This window comes from Rhodococcus sp. 06-1474-1B, from assembly GCF_002258885.1.
Lineage (GTDB): Bacteria > Actinomycetota > Actinomycetes > Mycobacteriales > Mycobacteriaceae > Rhodococcoides > Rhodococcoides fascians.
This window is the reverse complement of sequence record NZ_NOYR01000021.1, coordinates 569,892-596,060: the sequence shown is the minus strand read 5'-3', so window position 1 is coordinate 596,060 and position 26,169 is coordinate 569,892. Positions and strand designations below refer to the sequence as shown.

The 26,169-nt window shown below is 66.3% G+C and carries 24 protein-coding genes and 1 riboswitch; of the genes, 16 read left to right on the top strand and 8 right to left on the bottom strand.

The annotated features are described in order from the left end of the window. Positions 1–75 precede the first annotated feature (75 nt). From CH266_RS09875 to CH266_RS09860, 4 genes are all read left to right on the top strand, one after another. Positions 76–732 carry a GntR family transcriptional regulator gene (locus tag CH266_RS09875; RefSeq protein WP_032369373.1) on the top strand — a complete coding sequence of 219 codons (657 nt, stop codon included), beginning with the start codon at positions 76–78 and terminating at the stop codon, positions 730–732. After that, positions 729–1,979 (top strand): MFS transporter, encoded by a 1,251-nt coding sequence (locus CH266_RS09870; protein WP_094715178.1) that lies wholly within the window; start codon positions 729–731, stop codon positions 1,977–1,979. The genes CH266_RS09875 and CH266_RS09870 overlap by 4 nt, the downstream gene beginning before the upstream one ends. 103 nt (positions 1,980–2,082) lie before the next feature. Then, a complete protein-coding gene (locus tag CH266_RS09865; RefSeq protein WP_032382177.1) occupies positions 2,083–2,697 on the top strand; it encodes a hypothetical protein in 615 nt (204 codons plus the stop codon). A 67-nt stretch (positions 2,698–2,764) separates the two neighbouring features. After that, positions 2,765–3,385 (top strand): hypothetical protein, encoded by a 621-nt coding sequence (locus tag CH266_RS09860; protein ID WP_094715177.1) that lies wholly within the window; start codon positions 2,765–2,767, stop codon positions 3,383–3,385. A gap of 84 nt (positions 3,386–3,469) precedes the next feature. On the opposite strand, the gene CH266_RS09855 is transcribed toward CH266_RS09860, so the two are convergent. Together CH266_RS09855 and CH266_RS09850 are read right to left on the bottom strand one after the other, a co-directional pair. Next, positions 3,470–4,807, bottom strand: coding sequence for a M1 family metallopeptidase (locus CH266_RS09855; RefSeq protein ID WP_094715176.1), 1,338 nt, complete (start codon positions 4,805–4,807; stop codon positions 3,470–3,472). Between the two features lie 6 nt (positions 4,808–4,813). After that, positions 4,814–8,758, bottom strand: coding sequence for a Pls/PosA family non-ribosomal peptide synthetase (locus CH266_RS09850; RefSeq protein WP_255175881.1), 3,945 nt, complete (start codon positions 8,756–8,758; stop codon positions 4,814–4,816). A gap of 196 nt (positions 8,759–8,954) precedes the next feature. Next, a riboswitch (SAM riboswitch) is annotated at positions 8,955–9,070 on the top strand. Between the two features lie 54 nt (positions 9,071–9,124). Here CH266_RS09850 and CH266_RS09845 point away from each other — a divergent pair. Together CH266_RS09845 and CH266_RS09840 are read left to right on the top strand one after the other, a co-directional pair. Further along, positions 9,125–10,456 carry an aminotransferase class V-fold PLP-dependent enzyme gene (locus tag CH266_RS09845; protein WP_094715175.1) on the top strand — a complete coding sequence of 444 codons (1,332 nt, stop codon included), beginning with the start codon at positions 9,125–9,127 and terminating at the stop codon, positions 10,454–10,456. 154 nt (positions 10,457–10,610) lie between these two features. Further along, the gene (locus CH266_RS09840; protein WP_094715249.1) at positions 10,611–11,114 is read left to right on the top strand and encodes a hypothetical protein; all 504 of its coding nucleotides are present in this window, start codon (positions 10,611–10,613) and stop codon (positions 11,112–11,114) included. Positions 11,115–11,125: 11 nt separating this feature from the next. On the opposite strand, the gene CH266_RS09835 is transcribed toward CH266_RS09840, so the two are convergent. Genes CH266_RS09835 through CH266_RS09825 form a run of 3 tightly spaced genes read right to left on the bottom strand, consistent with a single transcriptional unit; the run spans position 11,126 to position 13,631 of the window. After that, on the bottom strand, positions 11,126–11,599 hold the full coding sequence (locus CH266_RS09835; RefSeq protein WP_032369378.1) for a YbaK/EbsC family protein: 474 nt from the start codon (positions 11,597–11,599) through the stop codon (positions 11,126–11,128). 53 nt (positions 11,600–11,652) lie between these two features. Next, positions 11,653–12,624 carry an allantoicase gene (alc, locus tag CH266_RS09830; RefSeq protein WP_032369379.1) on the bottom strand — a complete coding sequence of 324 codons (972 nt, stop codon included), beginning with the start codon at positions 12,622–12,624 and terminating at the stop codon, positions 11,653–11,655. Between the two features lie 11 nt (positions 12,625–12,635). Beyond that, a complete protein-coding gene (locus tag CH266_RS09825; RefSeq protein WP_094715174.1) occupies positions 12,636–13,631 on the bottom strand; it encodes a hypothetical protein in 996 nt (331 codons plus the stop codon). 138 nt (positions 13,632–13,769) lie between these two features. Here CH266_RS09825 and CH266_RS09820 point away from each other — a divergent pair, with 138 nt between their 5' ends. After that, entirely contained in the window at positions 13,770–14,348 is a 579-nt protein-coding gene (locus CH266_RS09820) for a TetR/AcrR family transcriptional regulator (RefSeq protein ID WP_032373887.1), read from the top strand. Between the two features lie 28 nt (positions 14,349–14,376). Continuing rightward, positions 14,377–14,601 (top strand): DUF6480 family protein, encoded by a 225-nt coding sequence (locus CH266_RS09815; RefSeq protein ID WP_094715173.1) that lies wholly within the window; start codon positions 14,377–14,379, stop codon positions 14,599–14,601. Between the two features lie 10 nt (positions 14,602–14,611). Here CH266_RS09815 and CH266_RS09810 read toward each other — a convergent pair whose 3' ends face one another. Continuing rightward, on the bottom strand, positions 14,612–15,109 hold the full coding sequence (locus CH266_RS09810; protein ID WP_032388284.1) for a 2-oxo-4-hydroxy-4-carboxy-5-ureidoimidazoline decarboxylase: 498 nt from the start codon (positions 15,107–15,109) through the stop codon (positions 14,612–14,614). A 119-nt stretch (positions 15,110–15,228) separates the two neighbouring features. Here CH266_RS09810 and CH266_RS09805 point away from each other — a divergent pair, with 119 nt between their 5' ends. From CH266_RS09805 to CH266_RS09795, 3 genes are all read left to right on the top strand, one after another. Continuing rightward, positions 15,229–16,056 (top strand): crotonase/enoyl-CoA hydratase family protein, encoded by an 828-nt coding sequence (locus CH266_RS09805; RefSeq protein WP_032369381.1) that lies wholly within the window; start codon positions 15,229–15,231, stop codon positions 16,054–16,056. Position 16,057: 1 nt separating this feature from the next. Further along, a complete protein-coding gene (locus CH266_RS09800) occupies positions 16,058–16,522 on the top strand; it encodes a MarR family winged helix-turn-helix transcriptional regulator (protein WP_094715172.1) in 465 nt (154 codons plus the stop codon). A gap of 130 nt (positions 16,523–16,652) precedes the next feature. Beyond that, the gene (locus CH266_RS09795; RefSeq protein WP_032388321.1) at positions 16,653–17,729 is read left to right on the top strand and encodes a GGDEF domain-containing protein; all 1,077 of its coding nucleotides are present in this window, start codon (positions 16,653–16,655) and stop codon (positions 17,727–17,729) included. Between the two features lie 86 nt (positions 17,730–17,815). On the opposite strand, the gene CH266_RS09790 is transcribed toward CH266_RS09795, so the two are convergent. Both CH266_RS09790 and CH266_RS09785 read right to left on the bottom strand, forming a co-directional pair. Beyond that, a complete protein-coding gene (locus CH266_RS09790) occupies positions 17,816–18,274 on the bottom strand; it encodes a PAS domain-containing protein (protein WP_027494379.1) in 459 nt (152 codons plus the stop codon). 64 nt (positions 18,275–18,338) lie between these two features. Continuing rightward, a complete protein-coding gene (locus CH266_RS09785; protein ID WP_027494378.1) occupies positions 18,339–18,830 on the bottom strand; it encodes an inorganic diphosphatase in 492 nt (163 codons plus the stop codon). Positions 18,831–19,008: 178 nt separating this feature from the next. Here CH266_RS09785 and dacB point away from each other — a divergent pair, with 178 nt between their 5' ends. From dacB to ftsH, 5 genes are all read left to right on the top strand, one after another. Continuing rightward, positions 19,009–20,379 carry a D-alanyl-D-alanine carboxypeptidase/D-alanyl-D-alanine endopeptidase gene (gene dacB / locus CH266_RS09780; RefSeq protein WP_052066217.1) on the top strand — a complete coding sequence of 457 codons (1,371 nt, stop codon included), beginning with the start codon at positions 19,009–19,011 and terminating at the stop codon, positions 20,377–20,379. After that, a complete protein-coding gene (locus CH266_RS09775; protein ID WP_052066201.1) occupies positions 20,376–21,452 on the top strand; it encodes a zinc-dependent metalloprotease in 1,077 nt (358 codons plus the stop codon). The genes dacB and CH266_RS09775 overlap by 4 nt, the downstream gene beginning before the upstream one ends. A gap of 16 nt (positions 21,453–21,468) precedes the next feature. Continuing rightward, complete coding sequence (tilS, locus tag CH266_RS09770) at positions 21,469–22,422, top strand: tRNA lysidine(34) synthetase TilS (protein WP_176457047.1); 954 nt, start codon at positions 21,469–21,471, stop codon at positions 22,420–22,422. A gap of 11 nt (positions 22,423–22,433) precedes the next feature. After that, positions 22,434–22,985: a hypoxanthine phosphoribosyltransferase gene (gene hpt / locus CH266_RS09765; protein ID WP_027494374.1), complete on the top strand. Its 552-nt coding sequence runs from the start codon at positions 22,434–22,436 to the stop codon at positions 22,983–22,985. A 307-nt stretch (positions 22,986–23,292) separates the two neighbouring features. After that, complete coding sequence (gene ftsH, locus CH266_RS09760) at positions 23,293–26,118, top strand: ATP-dependent zinc metalloprotease FtsH (RefSeq protein WP_094715170.1); 2,826 nt, start codon at positions 23,293–23,295, stop codon at positions 26,116–26,118. Positions 26,119–26,169 lie beyond the last annotated feature (51 nt).

The following is a 26,169-nucleotide window of genomic DNA, read 5'->3' as shown; positions in this document are numbered from 1 at the left end:
TCAATGTCACGTTGAGTGGACCGTCGGGATAGGTCGAGTTGGGTGGACTGCTGAGGCGCATCTAGTATCTATGTTGTGTCCGAGACGAGATCCGCCGCCGATACGGCGTATCTGACTGTCAAGGAGCTCGTCATTTCGGGGGAACTTCCTGGTGGTGAGCTCGTCAGTGAAGGGGAGATCGCGACGCGGCTCGAGATCAGCCGCACACCGGTCCGCGAGGCGTTCCTTCGCCTCCAGGTCGAGGGATGGATGCGCCTCTATCCCAAGCGGGGGGCGCTGGTCGTCCCCATCGCGGTGGGTGAGGCGGAGAGCGTCGTCGACGCGAGGCGATTGGTCGAGGCCGGCAGTGTTCGCGCCTTCGTCGGCGATGCGGATGCCCGCGCACGAGTGGTCGAGGCGCTACGCGACAACCTGCGAATCCAGGACAAGCTCGCAGTCGACGGCACCGCAGCGGAGTTCAGTGCCGCCGACGCAGATTTCCATCGCACCGTCGTCCGCGCCGGCAACAACCCGTTGCTCGACGCGTTCTACGACGGACTTCGCGAGCGACAGCGGCGGATGACCGCGGCATCCCTGACCCGTGATCCGGGTCAGATCTCCCGCATCGTCGACGACCATCGCAGACTCGCCGACCTGATCGAAGCCGGGGACGCAGACGAATTCGAGCGAGCCGTCGAACAACACATGCTCAGGGTGCACGGCTTGCGCACAGACAGAGGGGGAACACGATGACCGAGGCCATGATCGACGACGACGTCCGACAGGCGACGGCCAGACGCTGGCTGTTGGTTGCCGTCGGCATGTTCGCCGTCGCCTGGGGCGGCAACGAATTCACACCGCTTTTGGTGATGTATCGACTCGACCACGGCTTCTCTGCCGTGGTGGTCGACACGTTCCTGTTCGCGTACGTTCTGGGCATCATTCCGGCAATGCTGATCTGTGGTCCGTTGTCCGATCGACTCGGCCGACGCCCGATCATGTTGCCCGCGCCCGCAATTGCCGCGGCCGGGTCCATTCTGATCGCCCTCGGACCCGACAACGCCTACATGCTCTTCGGCGGGCGGGTGCTCAGCGGCATCGCGCTCGGAATCGGTATGGCCGTCGGCGGTAGCTGGGTCAAGGAACTTTCCAGTCGCGACGCCACCGCCAAGCCCGGTGCCGGAGCGCGCCGCGCCGCGATGTCGTTGACGGCGGGCTTCGCCCTGGGAGCCGGCGTCGCCGGTGTGCTGGCGCAGTGGGCACCCTGGCCGACGCACCTCGCGTACAGCGTGCACGTGCTGATCTGCATCGCCGCGTTCGTCGGAATGCTGTCGGTCCCCGAGACACGCAGCGCCGCAGCATCATCGGGAAGGAAGAGCCTCGTCGACGATCTCAGAATTCCGTCTGCGTCGCATCGACGCTTCCTGTTCGTCGTGTTGCCCTTGGCCCCATGGGTTTTCGGTGCGGCCAGCGTCGCCTATGCGGTGCTGCCGTCTCTGATGGCCGACGCGTTGGCCGACGAGCCCGGTGGCGGTTACCCCGTCGCCCTGTCCGCTGCGATGGCGGTGATCGCCCTCGGTTCCGGGTTCGCGATCCAGGCTGTCGGGCGTCGGATCGACACACCCGCCAATGCCCGCGGCGCTTTGGTTGCGCTGTCTCTGTTGGTGGTCGGTATGGCTGTCGCGGCGTGGGCAGCGTCGGTGCTCACCATCGCCGCGGCATTGATCGCGGCAGCGGTTCTCGGGTGCGGATACGGCATGGCGCTGGTTTCGGGTCTGCAAGAGGTGCAACGCATTGCGGGCCCCGACGATCTCGCCGGCCTCACCGCTGTGTTCTATTCGCTGACGTATCTCGGCTTTGCGGTGCCCGCTGTGCTGTCGGCGCTGACCGAGACCTGGCCAGGGGTGGTCACGTATCCGATCATCTTCGGATTCGGCGCGGTGATGGCGGCACTGTGTGGCCTGGTGGTGCGATCGAAAACGTCCGCTCACCTGCCCTAGGGTCGTGCGCGTTGTGCGTACCTGGAGGGACGCACAACGCGCACGAGGGAGGGCAGGTGCTCATCCCGTTTGGTCCGACCCAGCTCGGGGTAGCCCTCAGCGCATGAATACGAACGGACGTGCTCCCGCCCGTCGGCGTCGTCGTGTCGGCTCCGATTCGATTATCGCTGCATGTGCGGCTCTTGCTACCGTCGGCGCTCTGGCCGGCTGCTCGAACGACCCGGTCATCGCTCAAGATACCGGCGCAGCAGAGGAGGCCGGCAGTATCGAGTTGCAAAGCGTCACCGTGCAAGCAGAGCTCACCGGTGCCACGCCCGACAGTTCCGCCTCGGCGTACGGCAACGCGAACCTGGAGTTCACAGCGGTGAACACTGCCGGGACAGGGACGGATCGCTTACTTGGAATAACTTCTTCCGCGGCGTCTGCGGTGACTATCGACGCCACCGCCGACCAACTCGTTATCGAACCCGCGACGTCTATCGCGGCCGGCCAACCGGTGGAAAACCTGGATGGTGGAGACGACGGAACCGACCAGCCGTTCACCGTGACTCTCGAGTTGACCGACGGAGAACTCGCGCCGGGAACTTCGATTCCTGTGACCTTCGAGTTCGAGCGCGCCGGTTCTCTGTCTGTGGACGCCCCCTTCGATGTGTACGAGCCAGGAGAGCTGAGCGACACGGCACGGCCGCTACCTCCTGAGGTCACCCCCGCGCCGTGACGCACGCCGGTCGGAACCGAGCGGATCGCTGCGAGTCGGCCGGTTCGGCCCTAGGATCAGCGCCATCATGTTGCAGTCCTCGCGCACGGTCCCGGCGTATCGGGTGCCCCCGACAGCTTTGGTAGCTGCTGCCACGGTCTGGAATCGACGCGAAGCGTACTGGTTTCTCGTCGCGGTGATCGTGCCTGCCGCATGCTGGTCGAGGTATCCCGCGCTGGTGCCGTACATGTTCGCGATCGTTCTGTTCGGGGCTCTGGTGTTTCGCTACCGACGGATCGCCTCGTGGGTGTCGATGCTGCGCTGGGGAGTGATCGCACACGTCGAGACCGTGGACACGGCACTGCGCGGCGATCGCAACCTCCGACTCGCACACGCCACCGGGTGGAACATCCAACGGCGTTGGTACACAGGACCATTGACGGAATCTACGGTGCGCTATCGAGCGGGGGATGCGCGCGGGCACCTGTTCGTTCGGGGACTGCCGTTCACCACCGGTGTGGTGCTCGCGCACTCGAAACAACCGGCTTCAGCGATGGTCATCAGCGACTTCCCCTGCGATCTGCAACTGGACGGCAAGGGGCGCTGGGCGGCAACGTTCCCGCAAGGATTCTGGCGACAGGCATCTGCGACGGTCGCGCTGTACGGCTACGCCGTGGCAGGCCTCGCGGTCTCGCTCGGGTATAGCTGACGGCAATCGGCTCCCCAGACTTGGAAATATGCCTCTGATCGGAGGCGCATTTCCGAAACCGGGGAGCCGATTCGAGCGCCGGATCTACGGCAACGACGGCAATTGCGTATCCACAAGCCATGCGTCCCACAGGGTTCGGGGGCAACCGAAGCGAGAGGCGAGGTCGGTGAAGTCGGCGGTCGCCACGGTGGAGTAGCGGTATTTGGAGGTCCATTCCTGGATCAGGCCGAAGAATCGTTCGTCGCCGATGGTGCGTCGCAGTGCGTGCAAGGCCAGCGCGCCCCGCTTGTAGACGCGGTCGTCGAAGATGCGGGCGGGCCCGGGATCGGTGAGCTGCAGATCCATCGCGAGCCCTCGCTGAATGGTGTGAGCTCGCTTGGCCTTGTCGTGAGCCGTTGCGCCGCCGGAGTTCTCGGCCCAGATCCATTCCGAGTAGCAGGCGAATCCTTCGTGCAGCCAGATGTCTGCCCACTTGCCGAGGGTGAGGGAATTGCCGAACCATTGGTGCGCCAATTCGTGCGCAACCAGGCGCTCGTAGTACCGGGAACCCGAACAGTGGTTGGCACCGAAGATGGACAGGCCCTGCGCCTCGACCGGGATTTCGAGATCGTCGTCGGTCACCACCACGGTGTACGCCGCGAAAGGGTAAGGGCCGTAGAGCCGTACGAAGGTATCCATCATCTGCGGTTGACGGCCGAAGTCGTGATCGAACTGCGCTCGTAGTCGCGGGGGCGTGATCGCGTTCATCGGCACCGGTCCCGGGCTGACGACGCGATGCTCGTACGGCCCGATCTGGATGGTCGCGAGATAGCTGGCCATCGGCTCGGGCTGCTCGTACACCCACGTGGTCCGGCTGGCCCGGGTTTGTTTGCGTACCAACGTGCCGTTGGCCACCGCGTAGTACGGCGAGTCGGTGGTGATGGCGATGCCGTAGCTGGCTTTGGACACCGGATGGTCGTCACACGGGAACCACGACGCGGCACCGTTCGGCTGACTCGCGACGATCGATCCCTCGGTGAGCTCCTCCCAGCCGACCTCACCCCAGAAACCGTTGATGGGCTTGGGTGTTCCGCCGTACGCCACCGTGACCACCAGTGCCGCTCCGGACGCGATGGGCTTGGCGGGAGTGATCTTCAGCTTGCCCCGCTGGTGGCTGAACTTCACCGAACGTGACCCGTTGACCGACACCTTCGACACGTTCATCGCCGGGCCGAGATCCAACGCGAATTTCGACACCGTCGCCGTGGTGACCGCGGTGATCTTCGCCTTGCCCGTCAATCGGTTGCTCTCGACCTTGTACTCGAGGTCGAGTTCGTAGCGCGAGACGCGATAGCCGCGATTGCCGTTCTGCGGAAGATACGTATCGATCGGATTGTCACTGGAGTCGACGTCGAACACCGGTGCCACGAGCCTGTCCGGCATTGAAGATCACCCCTCGTTTCGGTCGTCGCGAATCCGCGGAAAGGGATCACCCTTGGCCCACGGCGCGATCGGATTGCCCTGCCAACGAGTATGCGCGGGAACCGTATCGCCGCGCATCACCAGAGAGGCAGGCCCCACCGTCGCACCATCACCTATACCCGATGCAGGCAAAGCGACACAGTGCGGTCCCAGGGTTGCGCCTCTGCCGAGATCGACGGTGTCCATGGACATGATCCGATCATGGAACAGGTGCGTCTGAACAACGCACCCTCGGTTCACCGTCGCACCGTCGGCCAACGTCACGAGGTCTGCCTCGGGGAGCCAGTACGTCTCGCACCACACACCTCGACCGATGTCCGCCCCGAGCCACCGCAGCCACATGTTGAGCACCGCGGTGCCCTCGGCAGCGCGCGCGAACCACGGTGCGGCGACGGTCTCGACGAACGTGTCGGCCACCTCGTTGCGCCAGACGAACGAACTCCACAGCGGATGATCGGTCTTGCCGATCCGGCCGACCCACAGCCACTTCGCGGCCGCCGACAGAGCTGCAGCCACGAAGCCGGCGACGAGCAACACGACACCGCTGAGCGCGGCAGCGAGCCAGTAGCCGATCGAGTCGGCAATCGCGGTCAGTCCGAACAACACGCCGAGCCCGATACCGAACGTCACGACGACGGGAATCAGCCGGCACGTCTCTACGAGTGAACGGGCGATCTTCAACTTCCGAGGCGGGTCGAACGTGCGCGATGAGTCGGCGCTGCCTGCCGCGCGGCGCAACCGGACCGGTGGACTACCGAGCCATGACGAGCCCGACTTCGCCTTGTCCGGAGTTGCCGACAGCACCGCAACGAGACCGTTCTTCGGGACGGTCCGCCCCGGTCCCGTCATGCCGGAGTTTCCGAGAAACGCCCGCTTGCCCACCTTGGCGTCGCCCAGGTGCATCCAGCCGCCGCCGAGTTCGTAGCTCGCGACCATGGTGTCGTCGGCGAGGAACGCGCCGTCGGCGACCGTGGTGAACTTGGGAATCATCAGCACTGTCGACGCCTCGACGTCCTTGCCGATCTTCGCGCCCAGCAACCGGAGCCAATGCGGTGTCAGCAGCGACGCGTAGAGCGGGAACAGGAAGGTGCGCGCCGAATCCATCAGGCGTTCGGTGGCCCACACCTGCCAGCCGATGCGGCTGCGCACGGGGTGGTAGCCGCCGACTAGACCGATGCCGAGCAACCGCACCGCGACGACGGTGATCAGCGCGAACACCGCCAGCGACACCAGAGTGGCGACGGGCAGCATCACCAAGCCGCGCTCGAAGGCCCCCAGCACGGAGTCCGCGGTGTGAATCCACCAGCCCATCAGCACCAGGCTGACGCCGATGGAGAACAGGGCCATGCCGGAGAGGAACAGCGACGCGACGCCGTAGGCGAACACCCACTTGGTGGCGCGCGGCGGGGTCTCCGCCGGCCACGGATGATCGGCCTTGCCCACTTTCTGTGCGGGCGAGCCGGACCACATCTGGCCGGCCTTGACTCGTCCGACGACGGCGGAGCCGGCCGTCACGACCGCGTTCTTGCCGACCTTGGTGCCGGGCAGCAGCGTGGAGCGGGCACCGACAGTGGCACCCGCACCGATCTCGATGCCGCCGATGTAGACGAGGTCGCCGTCGATCCAATGACCGGACAGGTCGACCTCGGGTTCGATGGAGCAGCCGTCGCCGAGTTCGAGCATGCCGGTCACGGGCGGCAGGGTGTGCAGGTCGACGCCCTTACCGATCTTCGAGCCGAGAGCGCGCGCGTAATAGACCATCCACGGTGCGCCCGACAGGTTGGACGCGCCACTGGCATCGGTCAATCTCGTTGCTGCCCACAGCCTTATGTGCATGCTGCCGCCGCGTCGATATGCGCCGGGTTTCAACCCCGCCAGCAGTAGTCGCGAGCCGATCACCGAGATGGCCATGCGCCCGACCGGGGTGATGAACAGGACGAACGCGAGAAGAATCCACCACCACGACAGCGTCGGAGCCCACGGCACGTCGTCGAACCATGCCATGACGTTGAACAGCAGGCCGAGCCAGGTGACCCACTGCAACCCGGTCAGCGTCGTCAACGGCACGGTCGCCAGAATCTGCGCCCACTGCGCGGTGCGGGACGTCGGTGCCACGTCGCGGGGGATTGCCTCCACGACAGGCTTCAGGTCGTCCAGATACTGTGCCAGAGAACCCAACCGCGGGTGATCGTAGAGCTGCGCGACGGTGATCTCGGGGAACCGCTCGCGCAGTGCCGTCACCAGCTGCGCGGCCGACAGTGATCCGCCACCGTTGGCGAAGAAGTCGGCGTTCTCGTCGTTGACCTGAGCGCCGAGGATGTTGGTCCACAACTCGGCCACCCACCCCGCGGTACCTCCGAGCGCCGACGCGCCCGCCATGCCGGGCAGCGGCCACGGGAGCGCATTGCGGTCGACCTTGCCCGAGGTACGTGTGGGCATCTCGTCGACCAGCGCGAGCCGCGGTACGAGCGCCGACGGCAACTGCTCGGCCAACAAGGCGCGCGCGGCCTCCAGGTCGAAGTCGGGATTGGTACTGGCGAGATATCCCACCAGAACCGAGTTGCCCGCAGCGGTCTTGCGGACTGCCGCGGCCGCGCCGCCGACGCCCGGAAGTGCTTGCAGCGCATTGTCTATCTCGCCCAGCTCGATGCGTCGCCCGCCGAGCTTGACCTGGTCGTCGGCGCGGCCCTGGAACAGCAGTCCTTCGAGCTCGAGCTTCACCAGATCGCCGCTGCGATACGCCCGGTCCCACCCGAGAGACGGCATGGGCGCGTACTTCTCGGCGTCCTTGGCCGGATCGAGATACCGGGCGAGGCCGACGCCGCCGATGACGAGCTCGCCCACTTCGCCGACCGCCACCGGAGTGCCCGAGGCGTCGACGACCGCCAGATCCCAACCGTCCAGCGGTAATCCGATGCGGACCGGACCTTTACCGTCCATGATGGACGCGCACGCGACGACCGTCGCCTCGGTGGGGCCGTAGGTGTTCCAGACTTCCCGGCCTTCGACGGCCAGCCGCTCGGCCAGCTCTGGGGGGCATGCTTCGCCGCCGAAGATCAACAGCCGCACCGCTTCCAGTGCCACGGCGGGCCACAGTGACGCCAGCGTAGGCACCGTCGAGACGACGCTGATGTCTCGGGAGACGAGCCACGGACCGAGGTCGAAGCCGGACCGCACCAGAGAGCGCGGGGCGGGTACCAGGCAGGCACCGTGCCGCCACGCCAGCCACATCTCCTCGCAGGAGGCGTCGAACGCGACCGACAGGCCGGCGAGCACTCGGTCTCCTGGTCCCAGCGGATCTTTCTGCAGGAACATCCGAGCCTCGGCGTCGACGAATGCCGCGGCGTTACGGTGGCTGACTGCAACACCTTTGGGGGTTCCGGTCGAACCCGAGGTGAAGATCACCCACGCGTCGTCCTCGGGTGTGGGCAGCTCGGGCACCGGAGTACCGGCACCCAGTTCGGGCGCATTCTGTTTCGGCGCGGTGCCGGCAGCGATTCCGCCCGCAGTGACGATGGCCGTCACCTGCGCCTCACCGAAGACCAATTCGGCGCGCTCTTCCGGATCGTCGGCGTCGACGGGTACGTACGCAGCCCCGACGTCGAGGATCGACAGAATCGCGACATAGAGCGAGAAGGACCCCGACGGCATCCTGATGCCGACGCGGTCACCGCGCCGGACACCGGCGTCGGCGAGCCACTGGGCACCCTCGGCGATGTCGTCCAGCAGTTCGGCGTAGCTGACCGACACCGTCCCGTCGTCGATCGCGGGTGCATCCGGGAAGCGATCGGCGGTCTCTTGTAGTACGTCGATCAGTGTGCGGGCCGGCGGGGCAAGGGGCGAGCGGAGAAACGCGGCCGGAGCAGGTGCGATATCCGTGCTCGAACCCGGCAGATCGTTCTCTTGGTGCACAGGCAACCGGGTGTCCTTCTCGTTCGTTGGCAGATGACTCTTGTGGTGCTGAGGAAAAGCAGCGCCGTTGGTTATCTCACGTTCTGTTTGCCAGCAGGTGAACGAGCGCGCCTTCCCACCGCGGAAATCCTACTGCTGTGTCGGGACGTTCCCCGGCTTGACAAAACCGTGGCGGGTTTGCCAGTGTCTTGACCACGGTCACGAGTACCAGCATCGAGCCCCGGCTTGCTGGTCGGCAACCCTCCTTCGCGGTGGGGTGCTCCGGGTGACGACCAGGCTGACGCCGAACAATCGGTGCGGCAAGCGCGGACTCGTTCACGACTATCTTCCGTTGCGGGTCCCTCGAACGTGAGGGCTTGATCTGTCATGACGTCTGTACTTTCCCGTCCCTGCACTCCTTTTGCCCCTGTTTCCGGCACGGAGTTGCAGGTTCCGTTGGTTCACGGCGGCACGTGCACCTACGCCAACTTCGATTACGCGGCCAGCGCGCCTGCGCTGTCCGCAGTGACCGATCGGATCGCGGAGTTGCTGCCGTTCTATTCGAGCGTGCACCGCGGGGCCGGCTACGCGTCTCGGGTGTGCACCGCGGCGTACGAGAAGGCGCGTGAGACCGTGGCTGGATTCGTTGGTGCACAGCCGAATTCAGTGGTCGTGTTCACACGCAACACCACCGATTCGCTCAATCTGTTGGCCGCGTGCGTGCCAGGGGATACCGTGGTGCTCGATATCGAACACCACGCCAACCTCCTGCCGTGGCGTAATCGCCGAGTGGTGGTCGCAGCATCGACGCTGGCGGAGACGCTCTCCCGGCTCGACGCCGAACTGGCTGCGAAACCTGCTGCGCTACTGGCCATCACGGGTGCATCGAACGTCACCGGCGAAGTGCTCCCCATCGAGCAACTGGCCGATCTCGCGCATCGCCACGGTGCCCGGATCGTCGTCGACGGCGCACAGCTCGTTCCGCACCGTCGAGTGGACATCGCCGCACTCGGTGTGGACTATCTGGCGTTCTCCGGTCACAAGCTCTACGCTCCGTTCGGCGCGGGTGTGCTTGTGGGAAGCCGTGATTGGCTCGACGCGGGCGAGCCCCACCTGGCCGGCGGCGGTGCCGTGCGCAGTGTGACGATCGAGCACACCGACTGGGCTCCCGCGCCGCAGCGTCACGAGGCGGGAACGCCCAACGTGCTCGGAGTCGCCGCGCTGGCGGCGGCGTGCGAGGCCATCGCGTCGTTCGACGAGGATGCCGCGACGACGCACGAGCGGGAATTGTCCACCCGATTGCGGGACGGGTTGGCCGCACTGAAGGGTGTCGAACTGCTGCAGGTGTGGGCCGACGCGCCCGACGTCGTCGGCACCGTCACCTTCACCGTCGCCGGCCACGACCCCGGTGAAGTGGCGGCGTACCTGTCGGCCGAACACGGCATCGGAGTGCGCGACGGAAAGTTCTGCGCCCACCCGCTGCTGCGCCGGCTGGGTCACGCCGACGGTGCCGTGCGGGCCAGTATCGGTCTCGGCAGTTCCTCGGCCGACGTGGACCGACTCGTCGACGCCGTGGCAGCGTTCGTCGAGTCCGGGCCGACGTGGGATTACGCCGAAGAAGCCGGGTGGTGGAACCCCGTACCGGACCCTCGTCCCTTCCCCGCCCTGGCCGACGGGGCCGCCGGGGTTGGATCCCCGTGCAGCCCCACAGGCAGTTAGCATGGCGTCATGACCGTGAGTGTCGTGTCGCGTGGCAATCGCCACTGGTGCAACAGGTATGTCGATCTGTGCCGCACTGCGTCCGGGTCGTGTTCGAGTTCGGCTCCGCTCCGACCGCATGCGCATCCCGACCGACGAATCAGGACCACCACTCATGTCGCACAATCACACCCGCATAGCCATCGAATCCGCTGACGTCTGGACCGAGCTGACCGTCGGGCCCGAGGTGAACACCGTCAGAATCGTTGCCTCGGACCTGCGGGAAGCTCAGCAGCAACGCGCCCGGTTGCACGCGGAAGCCGTCGACCGCGGTGAATCGGCCGACAATCTCGCGGTCTTCCTCGATCTCGAGATCTACATCGCTGCCGACGCCAGGACGGCCCGTCGGGAATTCGCCGCACTCGACGCGCCGGCAAGCCCGTCGTCCATCCGCTACGTCGGTACCCCGTCGGGACTGGCGAGTTTGATCTCCGACGTCACCGCGGCCGACGTCGCCGACGGCGTGACGCTGCAGGTACACGGCGAGATCGAGCGGCAGTCGACGTTCCTGGCCGCGGGAGTGTTGCCGCTCCTCGAATCGCGCGGCACCCGCCTCGCCACCGACGTCGTCGACGCGATCCTCGGCGCACCCCGAATTGCCCCGACCCTTGCTTCCTAGGTCGATCGAGCTCAGGTGACGTCGATCGCCAGACCTGCGGTGATGCGCAGCAACTCGGTGTACGACGAGCGGAAGATCGTGTCGATGTGCCCGGCCGCGGCCCACAGTTCGGGGTGGGCCGCAAGGTCCTGATCGACGAACGTATCCAAATTCGTCGGATGGCCCACCGGAGCGATTCCCCCGATCGGCTGGCCGGTGGCGTGCTTGGCGGTACGCAGATCGGCCCGGGCGAGCGTGCCGCCGAGACGCTCACCGGTGTGCTCGAGATGAACATTGTGAGCCCCGGACACCAGCAGCAACACCGGCTCGTCGTCGAGCAGAAACACCATCGACTTCACGATCGCACCCACCTCGACGCCCAACGCAGCTGCGGCATCGGCGGCGGTGTGGGTGCCCTCGGGACTGTTCACCACCACCCCGTGATGACCACGAGAAATCAGGGTGTCGGCAACATGGGCTGCATTCGGATGAAGTAGCCGGGACATGCCCCAACCCTATTGCCACACGACCGTTTACGCAGACAGCTTGCCCAACTGGGTCATTCCGCAGGCTCCACTCCCGCGAGGTCACCGAACAATCTCAATCGCGCCATTCCCCCGTCGGGGAAGATGTCCATTCGCACCTCCGACACCGGGGCGTCGTGGTCGAGGACGAAGCGATGCCGAGTGTCGGGCTGCAGTGTCGTTCGCGGCAGCAGTTCGATCCAGTCGCCGTCGCCCAGTCGCCCTTGCAGGGACGCGGCGCCGGGGGCGTTGCCCAGGAAGCAACTGGTGTCCAGCTCGGCCAGCCGGATTCGGCCCGTGCCGGCGAGCTGCACCTGCACCCAGTCGTTGGCGTCGTTGCGTCGACGCGAGGTTTCCCAGCCTTCGCCCATCGAGCGCGGCGGGCCGGGGAACAGCAGATTGTTGGGGGAGCTGTAGAACATGTTGGAGCAGGCCGAGACGTATGCGCCGTTCTCGAGCGCGGCCAGGTCGACGGGCCCGACGGCGAGGAACTTCGGGTCCGGGACGCCGCGTCCCAGTACTCGCAGCCGAGCGACGCCGCCGTCCGGGTAGATGGACAGCTTGACGTGCGTCCACCGGGCGTCGGACGCGACCTCGAATCGGTTCTCGCTGTCGCCGTCGACGGCACTACGGGCGACGATGGTCGTCCATTCCGTCTCGTACAGCTCGGTCGGTGACGGGAATCCGGTCACCTCGGCGGCCTCGATCGAAACTTCCGGCGGATAGTTGCCGGTGAACCAGGACGTATCGACGATGACGGCCGACACGATGCCGGCAGCTCCGAGTCGCACGATCGCCTCGTCGTAGCCGGCCTCGCGTCGGCGCCGCGTCTCCCACCCGTCGTAGATCTGCCCCTTGTGCCCGAACGTCGCGGTCGAGTAGTCGGCTTTGCCCGGTGTGATCAGATTTTCCTTCTCGGCGAACGTCTCGTCGTTCGCCCACACCACTGCGCCACCGAGTGTGCGGACAGCGAGATCGGGCATCGGCAGAGGGAAGGTGGCAGTCATGGGATGCCACTTTACTGGCTCGGCATCGATTCACCGGCGCTGCGACGACGGCGCAGAACCGCTGCCGCAGCCATCAGCAGCACGCCGGTCAGGATGTAGAGGCCCAGTCCGAGTGCCGGCTGCCCGACCCCCGCACCCGAGAAGTACACGATGCTGCGCACTCCTTCGGTGCCGATGCCCGGGGTGATCCACCGGCCGATCGACGCGTACACATGCGGCAGTACGTTGGCCCCGAAAGCGCCTCCAGCGCTGGGGTTTCCGAGGATGACGAACAGCACGATCGCCGCCGGTACCGCAGCCACTCCGATCAGGGCTCGCAGACCCATCGTGAACAGCCCGGTGGCGAAGACGACCCCGGTGCCCAGCACGGTGAGCGGAAACCAGTGTCCGGCAAAGGTTCCGAGTACGTGGGTGGTCAGCAGTGCTCCCAGTGCGCCCGAGGCAATCGAGTACGCGGCGAGAATGCCGACGTGGACACAGGTTTCGCGTCGGGTCTTCGGTGCCCCGATGAGCAGGCCGAAGGCGGCCGCGAGGAGGTAGCCGCCGACGACCCAGCCCACCGACAGGTAGAAGCCGGACAATCCTCGGTTGTCGTGCACACCGACCGGGATCTCGTCGCGCACCACGAATTGGCGCCCCTGAGCGGCATCGACCTCGGTGAAGATCGATTCGAGGGCGGTCGCTACAGAGCTGCCGGCAGCGCTCGCGGTGATCAGTGTGTCGGTGCCGCTCGAGCCGACGACGTAGGCACCGAGGATGTCCCGATCGCGGAGCAGGGTGCGAACCTCGGCGGTGTCCGCTGCCGTACGCGCGTCGAGCGGCGCACCGTCGATGGCGTCGAGGCGGTCGGCGGTCTGCTGGTCCAGGCCGGCGGGAAGCCCGGCCTCGGTCACCACGGCGATCGGAATCGCGTGGGGAGTCGGCTGATGGAACGCCGACACGTAGCTGAGGATGAAGCCGAGTTGCAGCACCAGCACTGCGGCGGCGAATAGTGACATCTTGCGCATGAAAAGTGCTCCTGAACATGTCGAGACTCGAAGACCTTGTCGATACCCGAGGTATTCAATACTCTAGGTATCGTGAATGCCGAGCAGCAAGAAGAGTGGCGATCGACACAGCCACAGCGCAGGCCGCAGCGCACCGATGTGCGAGAACGACTGCTCGCCGCAGCGGCCGACGAGTTCACCGAGCGCGGATACGCGGCGGCCAAGCTCACCGACATTGCCGATCGGGCCGGCTTCACGAAGGGGGCCGTGTACTCCAACTTCGATTCCAAGCAAGGGCTGTTCGCCGAACTGCTGGCACAGCGCTCACTCGACCTCGCCGCCCGAGTACTCGCTCACGTGTCCGACCTGGACCCACAGGCGGCTGCGGGAGCCGGCGGCGGCGAAATCGCGTCCTGGGTGGTCGCCGAGCCGCGGTGGCCACTACTGACCGTCGAATTCGGGATTCTCGCGGGCCGTGACCCGGTGATTGCCGAGCGCTACCGCACCGACCGTCGTGCCCTCCGCTCCGAGCTCGAACGACTCATCGCCGATCGAGCGGTGCAGTGGGGTGTGGGGGAGGCGTTCGATGCTCGACGCCTCGCGATGTCCTTGGCTGCGTTGATCTCCGGATTGGCCGTGGAACATTCGGTGGATCCGGAGGAGATCGACCGGTCCGTCATCGCCGATGCCGTGTCGGAACTGTTCGCCGGAGCGATAGCCAGAGCACAGCTCGATTGAGGGCTGCGCTACCGGGTACTCCGGGTTCATGACTGCTCAGAATCCAGAACCCGATGAGACTGCCGGCCTCGAAGCGGGCGGTAGCGTGGCGCCGGGCGATACTCCTCCAGCCGAGACAGCAGTCGGTGGGCCCAACCACGAACCGCCGCAGCGCAGTCGCGTGATGCCGATCGTCGTCATCGTTCTGGTGGCATTGTTGGCAATCGTGATCGCCGGTGGCCTGATCGGCCGAGTCGTCGGCCTCTTCGGCTGACCTCGCGGTATCAGTACGGCGGCCAGCCGCCTTCGGGACCCAACAGTCGGCCGAGGCGACGGTGATCGATCTCGACCAACTCCCTGCGCATGACCAGCCGTTCGGTCGGTTCGTCGTTGTCGAGTCGATGGCCGAGCTCCATCAGCACGTCCCTGGGTTCGAAACCGTCGGGAGTCATCATCAGGTTCGAGACGTACCGCCAGCCGAATTTCGACTCGTACGCGCGCGCTGCGGTGCCCAGGGCGCTACGTGATTCTGCGTCCATGGTCGTGCACATCTTGTTCGGCTCGGGCAGCGTCGCGGCCAAGGCGTCGATGACGTTGTCGGACAACTCGTTCAGCTCGGCGGCCGCCGCGGTGAACAACTCGTCCCGCGACCGGTACGGGCGGCCGTCGGCGAGACGTGAGGCCCAGGCAACCGAGCAACAGCACTCGTAGAGCGCGTGTACCGCCTTGCGACGCGGCAGATCGTTGAATGTCTCGAGACCCAACCCCTGATGCATCAACATGCATGAATGATGGGGGACCGCAGTCGGCCATTGCCATAGCTGAGCAGGCTCTTAGCGCAGACGTTACTCGGCGTAACACGCCCTGTGGGTACTGCTGCGTCTGCCGCTAGGCTCGCAGCATGACCGAACGGAACTGGACCGCATTCTCTGTGGAGATCGCAGACCACATCGCGCACGTGACACTTCTCGGGCCGAACAAGGGCAACGCCATGGGCCCTGATTTCTGGAGCGAATGCCCAGAACTGTTCGCCCGACTCGATGCCGATCCAGAGGTACGGGCCGTGGTTCTCGCGGGCTCCGGAAGGAACTTCACCTACGGTCTCGACCTGCCGGCCATGGCCGGAACGTTCGGGCCGCTGATGGCCGACCAAGCACTCGCCGGACCCAGGACCACGTTCCACGACACCATCAAGACGATGCAGAAGGCCGTCAACGCCGTGGCGGACTGCCGCAAGCCCGTCGTCGCCGCAGTGCAGGGTTGGTGCATCGGTGGCGGCGTCGACCTCATCACCGCCGCCGACGTGCGGTACGCCAGCGCCGACGCGAAGTTCAGCGTCCGCGAGGTGCGTGTCGCGATCGTCGCCGACATGGGATCTCTCGCTCGACTCCCCGCGATCATCGGCGACGGCCACATGCGTGAGCTCGCGTTGACCGGCAAGGACATCGACGCGGCGCGCGCCGAGAAGATCGGCCTGGTCAACGACGTGTTCGAGGACCACGATGCCGTCCTCGCGGCCGCCCGCGAGTGCGCCGCGGCCATTGCTGCGAACCCGCCCCTGGTGGTGCAGGGCATCAAGACCGTCCTCGACCATTCCCGGTCGGCGAGCGTCGACGACTCGCTGAGATTCGTTGCGGCCTGGAACGCGGCTTTCCTCGCCTCACACGATCTCACCGAGGCCATCACCTCGGTATTCGAGAAGCGTCCGGCCCAATTCACCGGTAGCTGACGTGGTCGAATACGCCGAAGAGCTGGGTACACAGCTGGTTCGGCTGCAGCGGATTCGGGAGCGCAACATCGCGCAGATCTCGTCCTCGGGCGGCGTCGACGGTGCCGCCTACGTATGCCTGTTCCGCCTGCTGCGCGACGGACCGATGCGGTCCAGCGAGCTCGCCGCGATGGTCAACTCGGACCCGTCCACGGTCAGCAGGCAGGTAGGCCAGCTGGTCGAGCGAGGACATGTCGCTCGGGTACCCGACGAACGTGACGGGCGGGCATTCGTTCTGGCCGTCACCCCGTCCGGCGAGGAAGCTGCAGCCGCCATCCAGCAACGCCGCACCGAGAACCTCGGACGAGTCATCGAAGGATGGGCCGAGGAGGATCGCGCGAAGCTGGTCGGACTTCTGGACCGATTCTTGACCGATTACGAGACCATCAGACCGGACCTGCCCACTCAACGCCCGGGTAACGTCTGAGCCTCGGACTCCGAGAACTCGGTGCCGACGGTCGAGTCGTTTCGTACGCTCGAGCCCTGCCTCGACGGCCGGGGCGCGACGCCGTCGTACCCGGATGCTCGGACTGCTCGGAACGGACGGAGGGGATGCGATGCCAACCGATCACGACCTACCCTCCCCGTCGTCCGAGATCGGACCCCGATCGGGCTCGATCCGGCTCGAGCGTCGCGTGGCCAGGGGTATCGCAGTGCTCGTCCCGTCGTTCGGCGTGATCGGCGCGATCATCATGCTGTCGGACGACGGTCCGGTGGGCACGACAGCCGTGCTGATCTGCACGATCGTGCTGCTCTCCACCCTGCCGGTGGGAGCGTGGTGGTGGTTACGGTCGGTGGACGCCTCGCACATGCCCGGATGGTTCGTGATCTATGCGGACGTGGGGGTGTCGGGGCTACTGCTGACCTTTGCGGATCGGGACCTGGCTCTGTACGGGGCTGCCCTGTTCTCGGTGATCGGCACCTACATCGCGTACTTCTCCCGCCGCAACGTACTGAAATTTCACACGGCGTTCGTCAACGCTGTCATTCTGCTGCTCGCGGTTCTGGCCGTCCTCGAACGCCCGGACGACCCGGCCTCGATCGTCGCGCGCGCTCTCGTCACGGTGCTCGTGGTCAACTCGGTGCTCGCCTTTCGCGCCGTCATCCAACGCCAGCTCGACCTCGCCAACACCGACTCTCTGACGGGCCTGCTCAATCGGCGCGGTCTGGAACTGCGGCTCGAGCGGATGCTGGGCAGATTGGCCGACACTGAATCCGTGGCGTTGATGGTGGTCGATCTGGACCAGTTCAAGCGGGTCAACGACACCTTCGGCCACGCGATGGGTGACCGGGTTCTTCGCCGGACAGCGCGGCGGCTGAGCGCTGTCACCGGTAGACGTCCGTGCGTGGCGCGGACCGGAGGTGAAGAGTTCACGATTGCCGTTCCGGTCGACGCCGACTCCGCGAAACACCTGGCCGACGACATTCGCGAGGCGGTGCACGATCCAGGCGACGACGTGCCGGTGACGGTCAGCATCGGGGTCGCGATACTCGATGCCGGCCAGTGGCGGTCGGCCGATTCGTCCTACGAGTCGGCCGAGTTGATGCACAACGGACTGCTCGACGCCGACGCAGCGATGTACGAGTCGAAACACGCGGGTGGAAACAAAGCAACGGTGTACACCGGCACCTGACATGCCGATGTACACCGTTGGTCGTTCCCGGGAAACGTTCTGGGGAGAACGATTCGAACCGTCAGCGCAGAGCGCTCTTCGAAGTGTCAGCGCAGAGCGCTCTTCGGGTCGTTCCACAGCTGGTCGGTGAAATCCTCCAACGCGACGAGCACGATGGTGTCCTCGGTGCGCCTGAGAATCGACTTGCTGGCCCGCACCTGAACGATGTCGCCGGTCTTGTCGGTCATCCGCCATAGGGAGTCCGCACGGGTGGCGACGGTGGTCAGGAACATCTCCGCGACGTTCACGCCCTCCGGAGCTCGATCCGGGAAGATGTCGTGCAGGTGGAAGTCCTCTCGTTCTGTCCGGTCGAGTCCGAACAGATCGTCGAAGGCTTCGTTCGCGAACACGATGGCACCGGTGGGATCGACAGCCAGAATCGGTACCGGGATCCGGTCGAGAACGACGGTCACCGGCAGATCGGGGAACTGGGTCGGGTCCGATATCGGCCGCGACTCCAGATTGCGCCGATCACCGGCGGTGCCGTTGGAAGTGCTGTCGGTCATACGTCTCCCCAAACTGTGGTTCGTCGGCACACGGCCGAAACGAGGTGTTGTGATGCCGAAAGGATCAGTGACCCGGATTGTCCGTCAAACGCTTGAAGGACGCAGCGATTTCGGCCTCGGCTTCTGCGCGACCCACCCAGTCTGCACCGGTGACGTGCTTGTTGGGTTCGAGATCCTTGTAATGGACGAAGAAATGCTTGATCGCGTCGAGCTCGAAGGTCGAGACGTCGCTCAGATCCTGGATGTGATCCCAGCGGGTGTCGCCGGCCGGCACACACAGCACCTTGTCGTCGCCGCCTGCTTCGTCGACCATCTTGAACATGGCCACCGGGCGGGCCTCGACGATGACACCGGGGTACACCGACTCGGGCAGCAGCACCAGCGCGTCGAGCGGATCGCCGTCCTCGCCCAGGGTGTTCTCGATGAAGCCGTAGTCGGCCGGATACGCCATCGCGGTGTAGAGGTAGCGGTCGAGGCGAACACGTCCGGTGACGTGGTCGACCTCGTACTTGTTGCGCTGCCCCTTGGGGATCTCGATGGTGACGTCGAACGACACGTGCAGTCCTCACTGTCTTGGTTCGAGCCCGAGCGGGCTCGAGTGGTTTGCGAATGTCTCTATGGTGGCGGCGCAAGGCTACCGGACCCGAGGATACTGTTGACTCGATGATCATGGGTACGACCACGGCAATGACGGAGGAACGGTGGCGGGGCTGACACGGCGATTCCTCGGTCCCATGGCGGGGCGCAGACGCAGGAAGAAGCGGTTGATCCTCACGCTGTGCGCGGTGTTCGTCGTGGTCCTTGCCGTCACGACCGCCGCTCTGGTGCTGCCCAGGGTCTCCGAGAGTGCCGACGCCGCGATCGCACCCCCACCCGAGACGGTGCTGCCGAACCCGTCGATCACCGCGTTCCCCGACTCCGCCCCGGTGCCGAGCGCAGCCGGTCTCGCGGGCGCGTTGGCACCCGTGGTGGACGACGCCGCGCTCGGCACCTTCACCGGAACCGTGGCCGACGCGCAGACCGGCCAGATCCTGTGGTCGCAGAATCCCGACACACCCATGACTCCCGCATCGACGACCAAGGTGCTCACGGCAGCGGCCGCGATGCTCGCGCTTCCGTCCGACCACCGCGTCGCGACCCGGGTGGTCCAGGGCAGCGGTGAGGGCAACATCGTGCTGATCGCCGGCGGCGACCCCACGCTCACCGCCCTGCCGGTGGGTACGACCGGGTTCTATCCGGGAGCGGCACGCATCGACGACCTGGTGGAGCAGATCCGCCGCAGCGGAACCGCAGTGCGCAGCATCAGCGTCGACACGTCCATCTACTCCGGCGACACGATGGCCCAGGGCTGGTTCCCGGCCGACATCGCCGCCGGATCCATCACCCCGATCGAACCGATCATGCTCGACGGCGGCCGCTCGAACCCCCTCGTCGACGAATCGCCGCGCAGCACCACGCCCGCCCTCGATGCCGGCCGCGCCCTCGCCGCGGGACTCGGCGTCGACCCCGCTGCGGTGACGACGGGCAAGGCGACGGAGGGTGCCGATCAGATCGCATCGGTGCAGTCGGCCCCGTTGCGGGATCGGCTGCAGCAGATGATCTATCGGTCCGACAACGTGCTGGCCGAAGCGGTGGGCCGAGAACTCTCGCTCGAGATGAACACGGCGGCAAGCTTTTCCGGGGCGGTGGCGTCCATCGGCCAGACCCTGTTCTCGGCCGGCTTCGACATGGCGGGTCTGGCGTTGCAGGACGCGAGCGGACTGTCGGTCGACGGCAGGATTCCCGCCCGCCTGCTCGATCAGGTGCTGACGTCGGCAGCCGGGAGCGGCCAACCGGCACTGCGGCCCATGCTCGACTACCTACCGGTCGCCGGTGCCACCGGAACGCTGTCCGATCGGTACGCCTCGGGTGATCGTACCGGTGCCGGCTGGGTTCGTGCGAAGACCGGAACTCTCTCCGCTGCAAGCGCTTTGGCGGGATACGTCGTCGACGTCGACGGCCGGATCCTGACGTTCGCCCTGATGTCCAACGACCGGCCACCCGATGTCAGTCGACCCGCCCTCGATGCCGTCGCATCGACCCTGAGAATGTGTGGTTGCCGATGAGCACCGAAACAGCAACCGCCGACGACAACGACGCCACGTCCGGGTTCGCCGGCGCAGTCGACTGGGCGGTGGCCGCGAAGGCCGGAGCGAGATTGGCCCGCCCGGGGCCGGCCACCTCGCGATACACCGCCGCCGCAGCCGTGGACGAGCTTGCCGCAGCATCCATTCGGGCCGAGGGGCCGGTACGGGAGACGACAGGCCTGGCAGACGGTCTGCCGGTGCCCGACGCCCAGGTGGTCGATCGAGCAGGATGGATCGCAGCGGCGGCTGCGTCGATGAAGCACCTCACCGGGGACGAGAACGAGGCACCTCCGACCGGTCTGCTCGGTGGCAAGCCCGCCGGGTTGCAGGCCGGTGCCATGCTCGCGTTCCTGTCCAGTGCCATTCTGGGACAGTACGATCCGTTCACCGGTGAGAGCGGCACCCTGCTGCTGGTCGCACCCAACGTGATCGCCGTCGAACGTGCACTTCGCGTCTCACCCAGTGATTTTCGGCTCTGGGTATGCCTGCACGAGGTGACCCACCGAGTGCAGTTCTCCTCCGCGCCGTGGCTCGGGCAGTACATGCGGGACAACGTCGGATTGCTCTCCGACGGCACCGACGAGCCGATGTCCGATGTCCTCACTCGGCTGAGCGGCGCTCTGAAGGCCAGGAAGAATCCCGGCGGATCCGCCGAGGACGCCGGCATCATCGGTCTGCTCCGCGCGACCCAGCCCGAGCCGCAGCGGCAGGCGATCGACCGTCTCCTCGTTCTCGGAACACTGCTCGAAGGTCACGCCGACCACGTCATGGACGCCGTCGGACCGGCCGTCGTGCCGTCGGTGGTGCAGATCCGCCGCGCGTTCGATCGGCGACGCCAACGCAAGGTCAACCCCGTCCAACGCGTCGTGCGCACGCTGCTCGGGATGGACGCGAAGATGGCGCAATACGTACGCGGCAAGGCATTCGTCGATCACGTCGTCGGCTCGGTGGGAATGGAACGCTTCAACACGGTGTGGACCGGGCCGGACACTCTGCCGTTGCTGTCGGAGATCGAGGACCCGGATGCGTGGGTCGCGCGAGTCCTTGGCTGAGCCTGCGAAACGACCCATGCTGCCCGAGTCTCCGGCGTTGCTGGAGGTTCGGCGTGCAGTGCGGGGTTGGTTGGCGGCGCATCCCGGCCCGGTAGCGGTGGCGCTGTCCGGTGGCGCGGATTCTTTGGCGCTCACTGCGGCGACGGCAGCCGAGGCTTCGAACGTGACGGCGCTGATCGTCGATCATGGGCTGCAGGCGGGATCGGCCGAGGTGGCTGCCGTTGCCGCCGAGCGTGCCCGGTTGCTGGGCGTCGACGACGCCCGAGTGCTGACAGTGACCGTGGCCGGTTCGGGCGGGATGGAAGCTGCCGCTCGCCGAGCCCGATACGACGCGTTGGACGCCGCGCGCGGTGATGCCTCGGTGCTGGTGGCGCACACTCTCGACGACCAGGCCGAGACGGTGCTGTTAGGCCTCGGTCGGGGCTCGGGGCCTCGGTCCATCGCCGGAATGGCAGCGTTCGACGACCTGTGGGGTCGGCCGCTCCTCGGGGTGCGACGCGCTGTGACGCGGGCCGCGTGCGCAGAGCTGGGGCTCGAACCGTTCGAGGATCCGCACAACACCGATCCCGACTTCACCCGGGTGCGACTACGCCACGAGGTGCTGCCGTTGCTCGAGGACGTGCTCGGTGGGGGCGTCGCTCCGGCTCTGGCCCGCACGGCCGAGCAGCTGCAGGAGGACGGCCGGGCGCTCGACGCCATCGCCGCGGCCGTCGTCGATCCGAACACGCGCGAGCTGGACGTCTCGGCGATCGAATCGTCCGACCCTGCGATCCGCCGCCGAGTGGTGCGCCGCTGGCTCCTCGGCCGGGGTGTGACGTCGTTGTCGGACCGTCAGATCCGCGCTGTCGATGCGCTCGTCGTGCGCTGGACCGGGCAGGGCGGAGTTGCGCTGCCTGGGGGAACGCCGGAGGCGAGGTTGGTGTGCTCGCGTCGGCATGGCAGGCTGAGCGTCGGCCTGGAGAACGAATGAAGGGAAACCCCGTGTACGAGGGCGACATCGAATCGGTTCTCATTTCCGAGGAACAGATCAAAACACGGACCGCGGAACTCGCAGAGGAAATTGCCAAGCGGTATCCCGAGGGTGCTCCCGAAGGCGACTTGCTGCTGGTCGGCGTTCTCAAGGGCGCGATCATGTTCATGACCGACTTCGCGCGGGCCCTGCCCATCCCGGCGCAGCTCGAGTTCATGGCGGTGAGCTCCTACGGCTCGTCGACGTCGTCCTCCGGCGTCGTCCGGATTCTCAAGGACCTCGACCGCGACATCACCGGACGCCACGTGCTGATCGTCGAGGACATCATCGACTCCGGTCTGACGCTGAGCTGGCTCAAGCGCAACCTGGCGACCCGGTCGCCCGCCTCGCTGTCGGTGGTGACGTTGCTGCGTAAGCCCGACGCGATCAAGGTCGACGTCGAGGTCGCGAACGTGGGCTTCGACATCCCCAACGAGTTCGTCGTCGGCTACGGCCTCGATTACAACGAGCGATACCGCGATCTGCCGTACATCGGTCTGCTGGACCCGAAGGTGTACAGCTGATCCGAGTTCTTTCGGTTCCGCCCGTGTCGCTGCGGTGGACCGTCCGTCAATGGACCATTGCCGCGCCGAGACGTATGCAATGGTCCATCGATCCGGATAGTGTGCGGCGATACACGGGGAACTGCCGGGGGAGTGCAGTCGTTGGAGGGGAAGAAGCGTCGACGCCGACAGGCGCGTGGACGCAGAGCGCCAGGTAAGAGCGAGTCCGATGTCCGAGTCTCGCGGTAGCCTGGAGTATCCGGCGGGCAGGGAGCAGCCAGCGCGCGGGAGCGGACTGAAAGGACACGGCCGAGTCGGCTGAAGCTGTATGAATCGGAAGACAGTAATACGAAATCTCGCCATCGTTTTCGGCATTCTGTTGGTGATCTATGCCTTCAGCTACTTCGGTAACGACACGCGGAACTGGACGTCGGTCGACACCTCGGTGGCGATCGCCCAGCTCGACGACCGCAATGTCGAGTCCGCGCAGATCGACGACCGTGAGCAGCAGATTCGGCTGACCCTCAAAGAGGCCTCCGACGCCACGGAGAACGAGAAGCAGATCATCGCGAAGTATCCGGACTCGGCGTCCGAGCAGATCTTCGACAAGGTCGACTCGCAGGGCTTGAACAGCTACAACACCACCGTCACCCAGGAGAGCTGGTTCAGCTCGTTCCTGCTGCTCATCCTCCCGATGGTGTTGATCCTCGGCGTGATCATCTTCGTGATGAGCCGTATGCAGGGTGGCGGCCGCGGCGGTGTCATGGGCTTCGGCAAATCCAAGGCCAAGCAGCTGACCAAGGACATGCCGAAGACCACGTTCGCCGATGTCGCGGGCGCGGACGAGGCCGTCGAAGAGCTCTACGAAATCAAGGACTTCCTGCAGAACCCGGCGCGCTACCAGGCCCTCGGTGCCAAGATTCCGCGCGGCGTCCTGCTGTACGGCCCTCCCGGAACCGGCAAGACGCTGCTGGCGCGCGCCGTCGCAGGCGAGGCGGGCGTCCCGTTCTTCACCATCTCCGGCTCCGACTTCGTCGAGATGTTCGTCGGCGTCGGTGCATCCCGCGTGCGCGACCTGTTCGAGCAGGCCAAGCAGAACAGCCCCTGCATCATCTTCGTCGACGAGATCGACGCCGTCGGCCGCCAGCGCGGCGCAGGCATGGGCGGCGGACACGACGAGCGCGAGCAGACGCTCAACCAGCTGCTCGTCGAAATGGACGGCTTCGGTGAGCGCACCGGCGTCATCCTCATCGCCGCCACCAACCGTCCCGACATCCTCGACCCGGCCCTGCTGCGTCCGGGCCGCTTCGACCGTCAGATCCCGGTCGGCGCCCCCGACCTGGCCGGCCGTCGAGCGATCCTGAAGGTGCACTCGGCCGGCAAGCCCGTCGCGCAGGATGCCGACCTCGAAGGTCTGGCCAAGCGAACCGTCGGAATGTCGGGTGCAGACCTGGCCAACGTCATCAACGAAGCGGCACTGCTCACCGCTCGTGAGAACGGCACCGTCATCACCGAGGCGTCGCTCGAAGAATCCGTCGACCGCGTCGTCGGTGGTCCGCGCCGCAAGAGCCGCATCATCAGCGAGCACGAGCGCAAGATCACCGCGTACCACGAGGGTGGCCACACTCTCGCGGCATGGGCGATGCCCGACATCGAGCCCGTGTACAAGGTGACCATCCTCGCGCGCGGTCGCACCGGCGGTCACGCGATGACGGTCCCGGAGGACGACAAGGGCCTGATGACGAGGTCGGAGATGATCGCGCGCCTGGTGATGGCCATGGGTGGACGCGCCGCGGAAGAGCTCGTGTTCCACGAGCCGACCACCGGAGCGTCCTCGGACATCGACCAGGCCACCAAGATCGCCCGCGCGATGGTCACCGAGTACGGCATGAGCAGCAAGCTCGGTGCCGTCCGCTACGGACAGGAACAGGGCGACCCGTTCCTCGGTCGTTCGATGGGACAGCAGTCCGACTTCTCGCACGAGGTCGCCCGCGAAATCGACGAGGAGGTGCGCAAGCTCATCGAAGCCGCGCACACCGAGGCGTGGGCCATCCTCAACGAGTACCGCGACCTGCTCGACACCCTTGCCTCCGAGCTGCTCGAACGTGAGACGCTGACCCGCAAGGACCTCGAGAAGATCTTCCACAGCGTCACCAAGCGCCCGCGCATCACGCTGTTCAACGACTTCGGTGACCGTAAGCCGTCGGACAAGCCGCCGGTCAAGACACCTCGCGAGCTCGCAGCCGAGCGCGGCGAGCCGTGGCCTCCGGTGCCACCGGCACCGAAACAGCTTCCACCGCAACAGTTTCCGCAGCCCAGCTACGCCGGGTCGCCGCAGCTGACCAAGGGTGGGCAGCAGAACGGCAGCAACGGTTACAACGGCGCACCGGGCACCGGCGAGCTCGGACCGAACACGGGTTCCGGTCGACGTAGCGCGCCTGCCCCCGGCGACTACAACGGCGGTAGCAACAACGGCGGCGGCTACAACGGGGCTACCAACGGTGGCGGCTACAACGGCGCTACCAACGGCGGTCCTGCCAACGGAAGCTACGGCGGGCCGACCACAGGCGGCGGATACTCCGAGGGCTATCGCCGGCCCGAGCCCCGATCGGGTCCCAATGGTTCGGGCCCCGATTACGGCGCTCCCGCCGGCTGGTCGGCACCCGGCTGGCCGCCGCGCGATCAGCCACAGGTGCCGCGCTACCAAGGCCCGTCCACGCCGCCGGCTCAGTACCAGCCTCCGAGTGAGCAGGACTCGGATCAGGGCTACCGTCAGCATCCGACGTATCAGCAGCCGCAGTCCTACCAGCCGCCCCAGCCGCAGCAGTCGTACGACCCGCAGCAGCCGCAGCAGTCGTATCAGCCGCCGCAGTACCAGCCGGATCCGTTCCGGCCGGACGCCGGGGAGCACGGTCGTACGTCCCGGCACGAGCCTCCCTACGGCGAGAATTCCGAGGGCGCGCCGGAGTCGACTCCCACATGGGAGGTTCCGGAAAGCTCGCACAACTACCCGCTTCCCGGAGACGATCGACCCGCTCATGGTTCGTCGGAGGAGTCGCAACAGGGTGAGCACGGCGACCGTCACGGAAACGACGACGGCGACGCCGGCCCACGCACCCAACGGTGGGAAGGACCGGGCGGCTCACACCGCTAGTCCGATCATTAGGCTTACTGGGTCGACCGTCGCGGTCGACCCAGTAAGTCG

What these genes read in the sequence shown, in the direction of transcription:
- CH266_RS09870 (WP_094715178.1), top strand. Translation starts at nt 729, where the DNA reads ATGACCGAGGCCATGATCGACGACGACGTCCGACAGGCGACGGCCAGA.
- CH266_RS09865 (WP_032382177.1), top strand. Translation starts at nt 2,083, where the DNA reads ATGAATACGAACGGACGTGCTCCCGCCCGTCGGCGTCGTCGTGTCGGC.
- CH266_RS09860 (WP_094715177.1), top strand. Translation starts at nt 2,765, where the DNA reads ATGTTGCAGTCCTCGCGCACGGTCCCGGCGTATCGGGTGCCCCCGACA.
- CH266_RS09855 (WP_094715176.1), bottom strand. Translation starts at nt 4,807, where the DNA reads ATGCCGGACAGGCTCGTGGCACCGGTGTTCGACGTCGACTCCAGTGAC.
- CH266_RS09845 (WP_094715175.1), top strand. Translation starts at nt 9,125, where the DNA reads ATGACGTCTGTACTTTCCCGTCCCTGCACTCCTTTTGCCCCTGTTTCC.
- CH266_RS09840 (WP_094715249.1), top strand. Translation starts at nt 10,611, where the DNA reads ATGTCGCACAATCACACCCGCATAGCCATCGAATCCGCTGACGTCTGG.
- CH266_RS09835 (WP_032369378.1), bottom strand. Translation starts at nt 11,599, where the DNA reads ATGTCCCGGCTACTTCATCCGAATGCAGCCCATGTTGCCGACACCCTG.
- alc (WP_032369379.1), bottom strand. Translation starts at nt 12,624, where the DNA reads ATGACTGCCACCTTCCCTCTGCCGATGCCCGATCTCGCTGTCCGCACA.
- CH266_RS09825 (WP_094715174.1), bottom strand. Translation starts at nt 13,631, where the DNA reads ATGCGCAAGATGTCACTATTCGCCGCCGCAGTGCTGGTGCTGCAACTC.
- CH266_RS09815 (WP_094715173.1), top strand. Translation starts at nt 14,377, where the DNA reads ATGACTGCTCAGAATCCAGAACCCGATGAGACTGCCGGCCTCGAAGCG.
- CH266_RS09810 (WP_032388284.1), bottom strand. Translation starts at nt 15,109, where the DNA reads ATGTTGATGCATCAGGGGTTGGGTCTCGAGACATTCAACGATCTGCCG.
- CH266_RS09805 (WP_032369381.1), top strand. Translation starts at nt 15,229, where the DNA reads ATGACCGAACGGAACTGGACCGCATTCTCTGTGGAGATCGCAGACCAC.
- CH266_RS09795 (WP_032388321.1), top strand. Translation starts at nt 16,653, where the DNA reads ATGCCAACCGATCACGACCTACCCTCCCCGTCGTCCGAGATCGGACCC.
- CH266_RS09790 (WP_027494379.1), bottom strand. Translation starts at nt 18,274, where the DNA reads ATGACCGACAGCACTTCCAACGGCACCGCCGGTGATCGGCGCAATCTG.
- dacB (WP_052066217.1), top strand. Translation starts at nt 19,009, where the DNA reads ATGGCGGGGCGCAGACGCAGGAAGAAGCGGTTGATCCTCACGCTGTGC.
- CH266_RS09775 (WP_052066201.1), top strand. Translation starts at nt 20,376, where the DNA reads ATGAGCACCGAAACAGCAACCGCCGACGACAACGACGCCACGTCCGGG.
- tilS (WP_176457047.1), top strand. Translation starts at nt 21,469, where the DNA reads ATGCTGCCCGAGTCTCCGGCGTTGCTGGAGGTTCGGCGTGCAGTGCGG.
- ftsH (WP_094715170.1), top strand. Translation starts at nt 23,293, where the DNA reads ATGAATCGGAAGACAGTAATACGAAATCTCGCCATCGTTTTCGGCATT.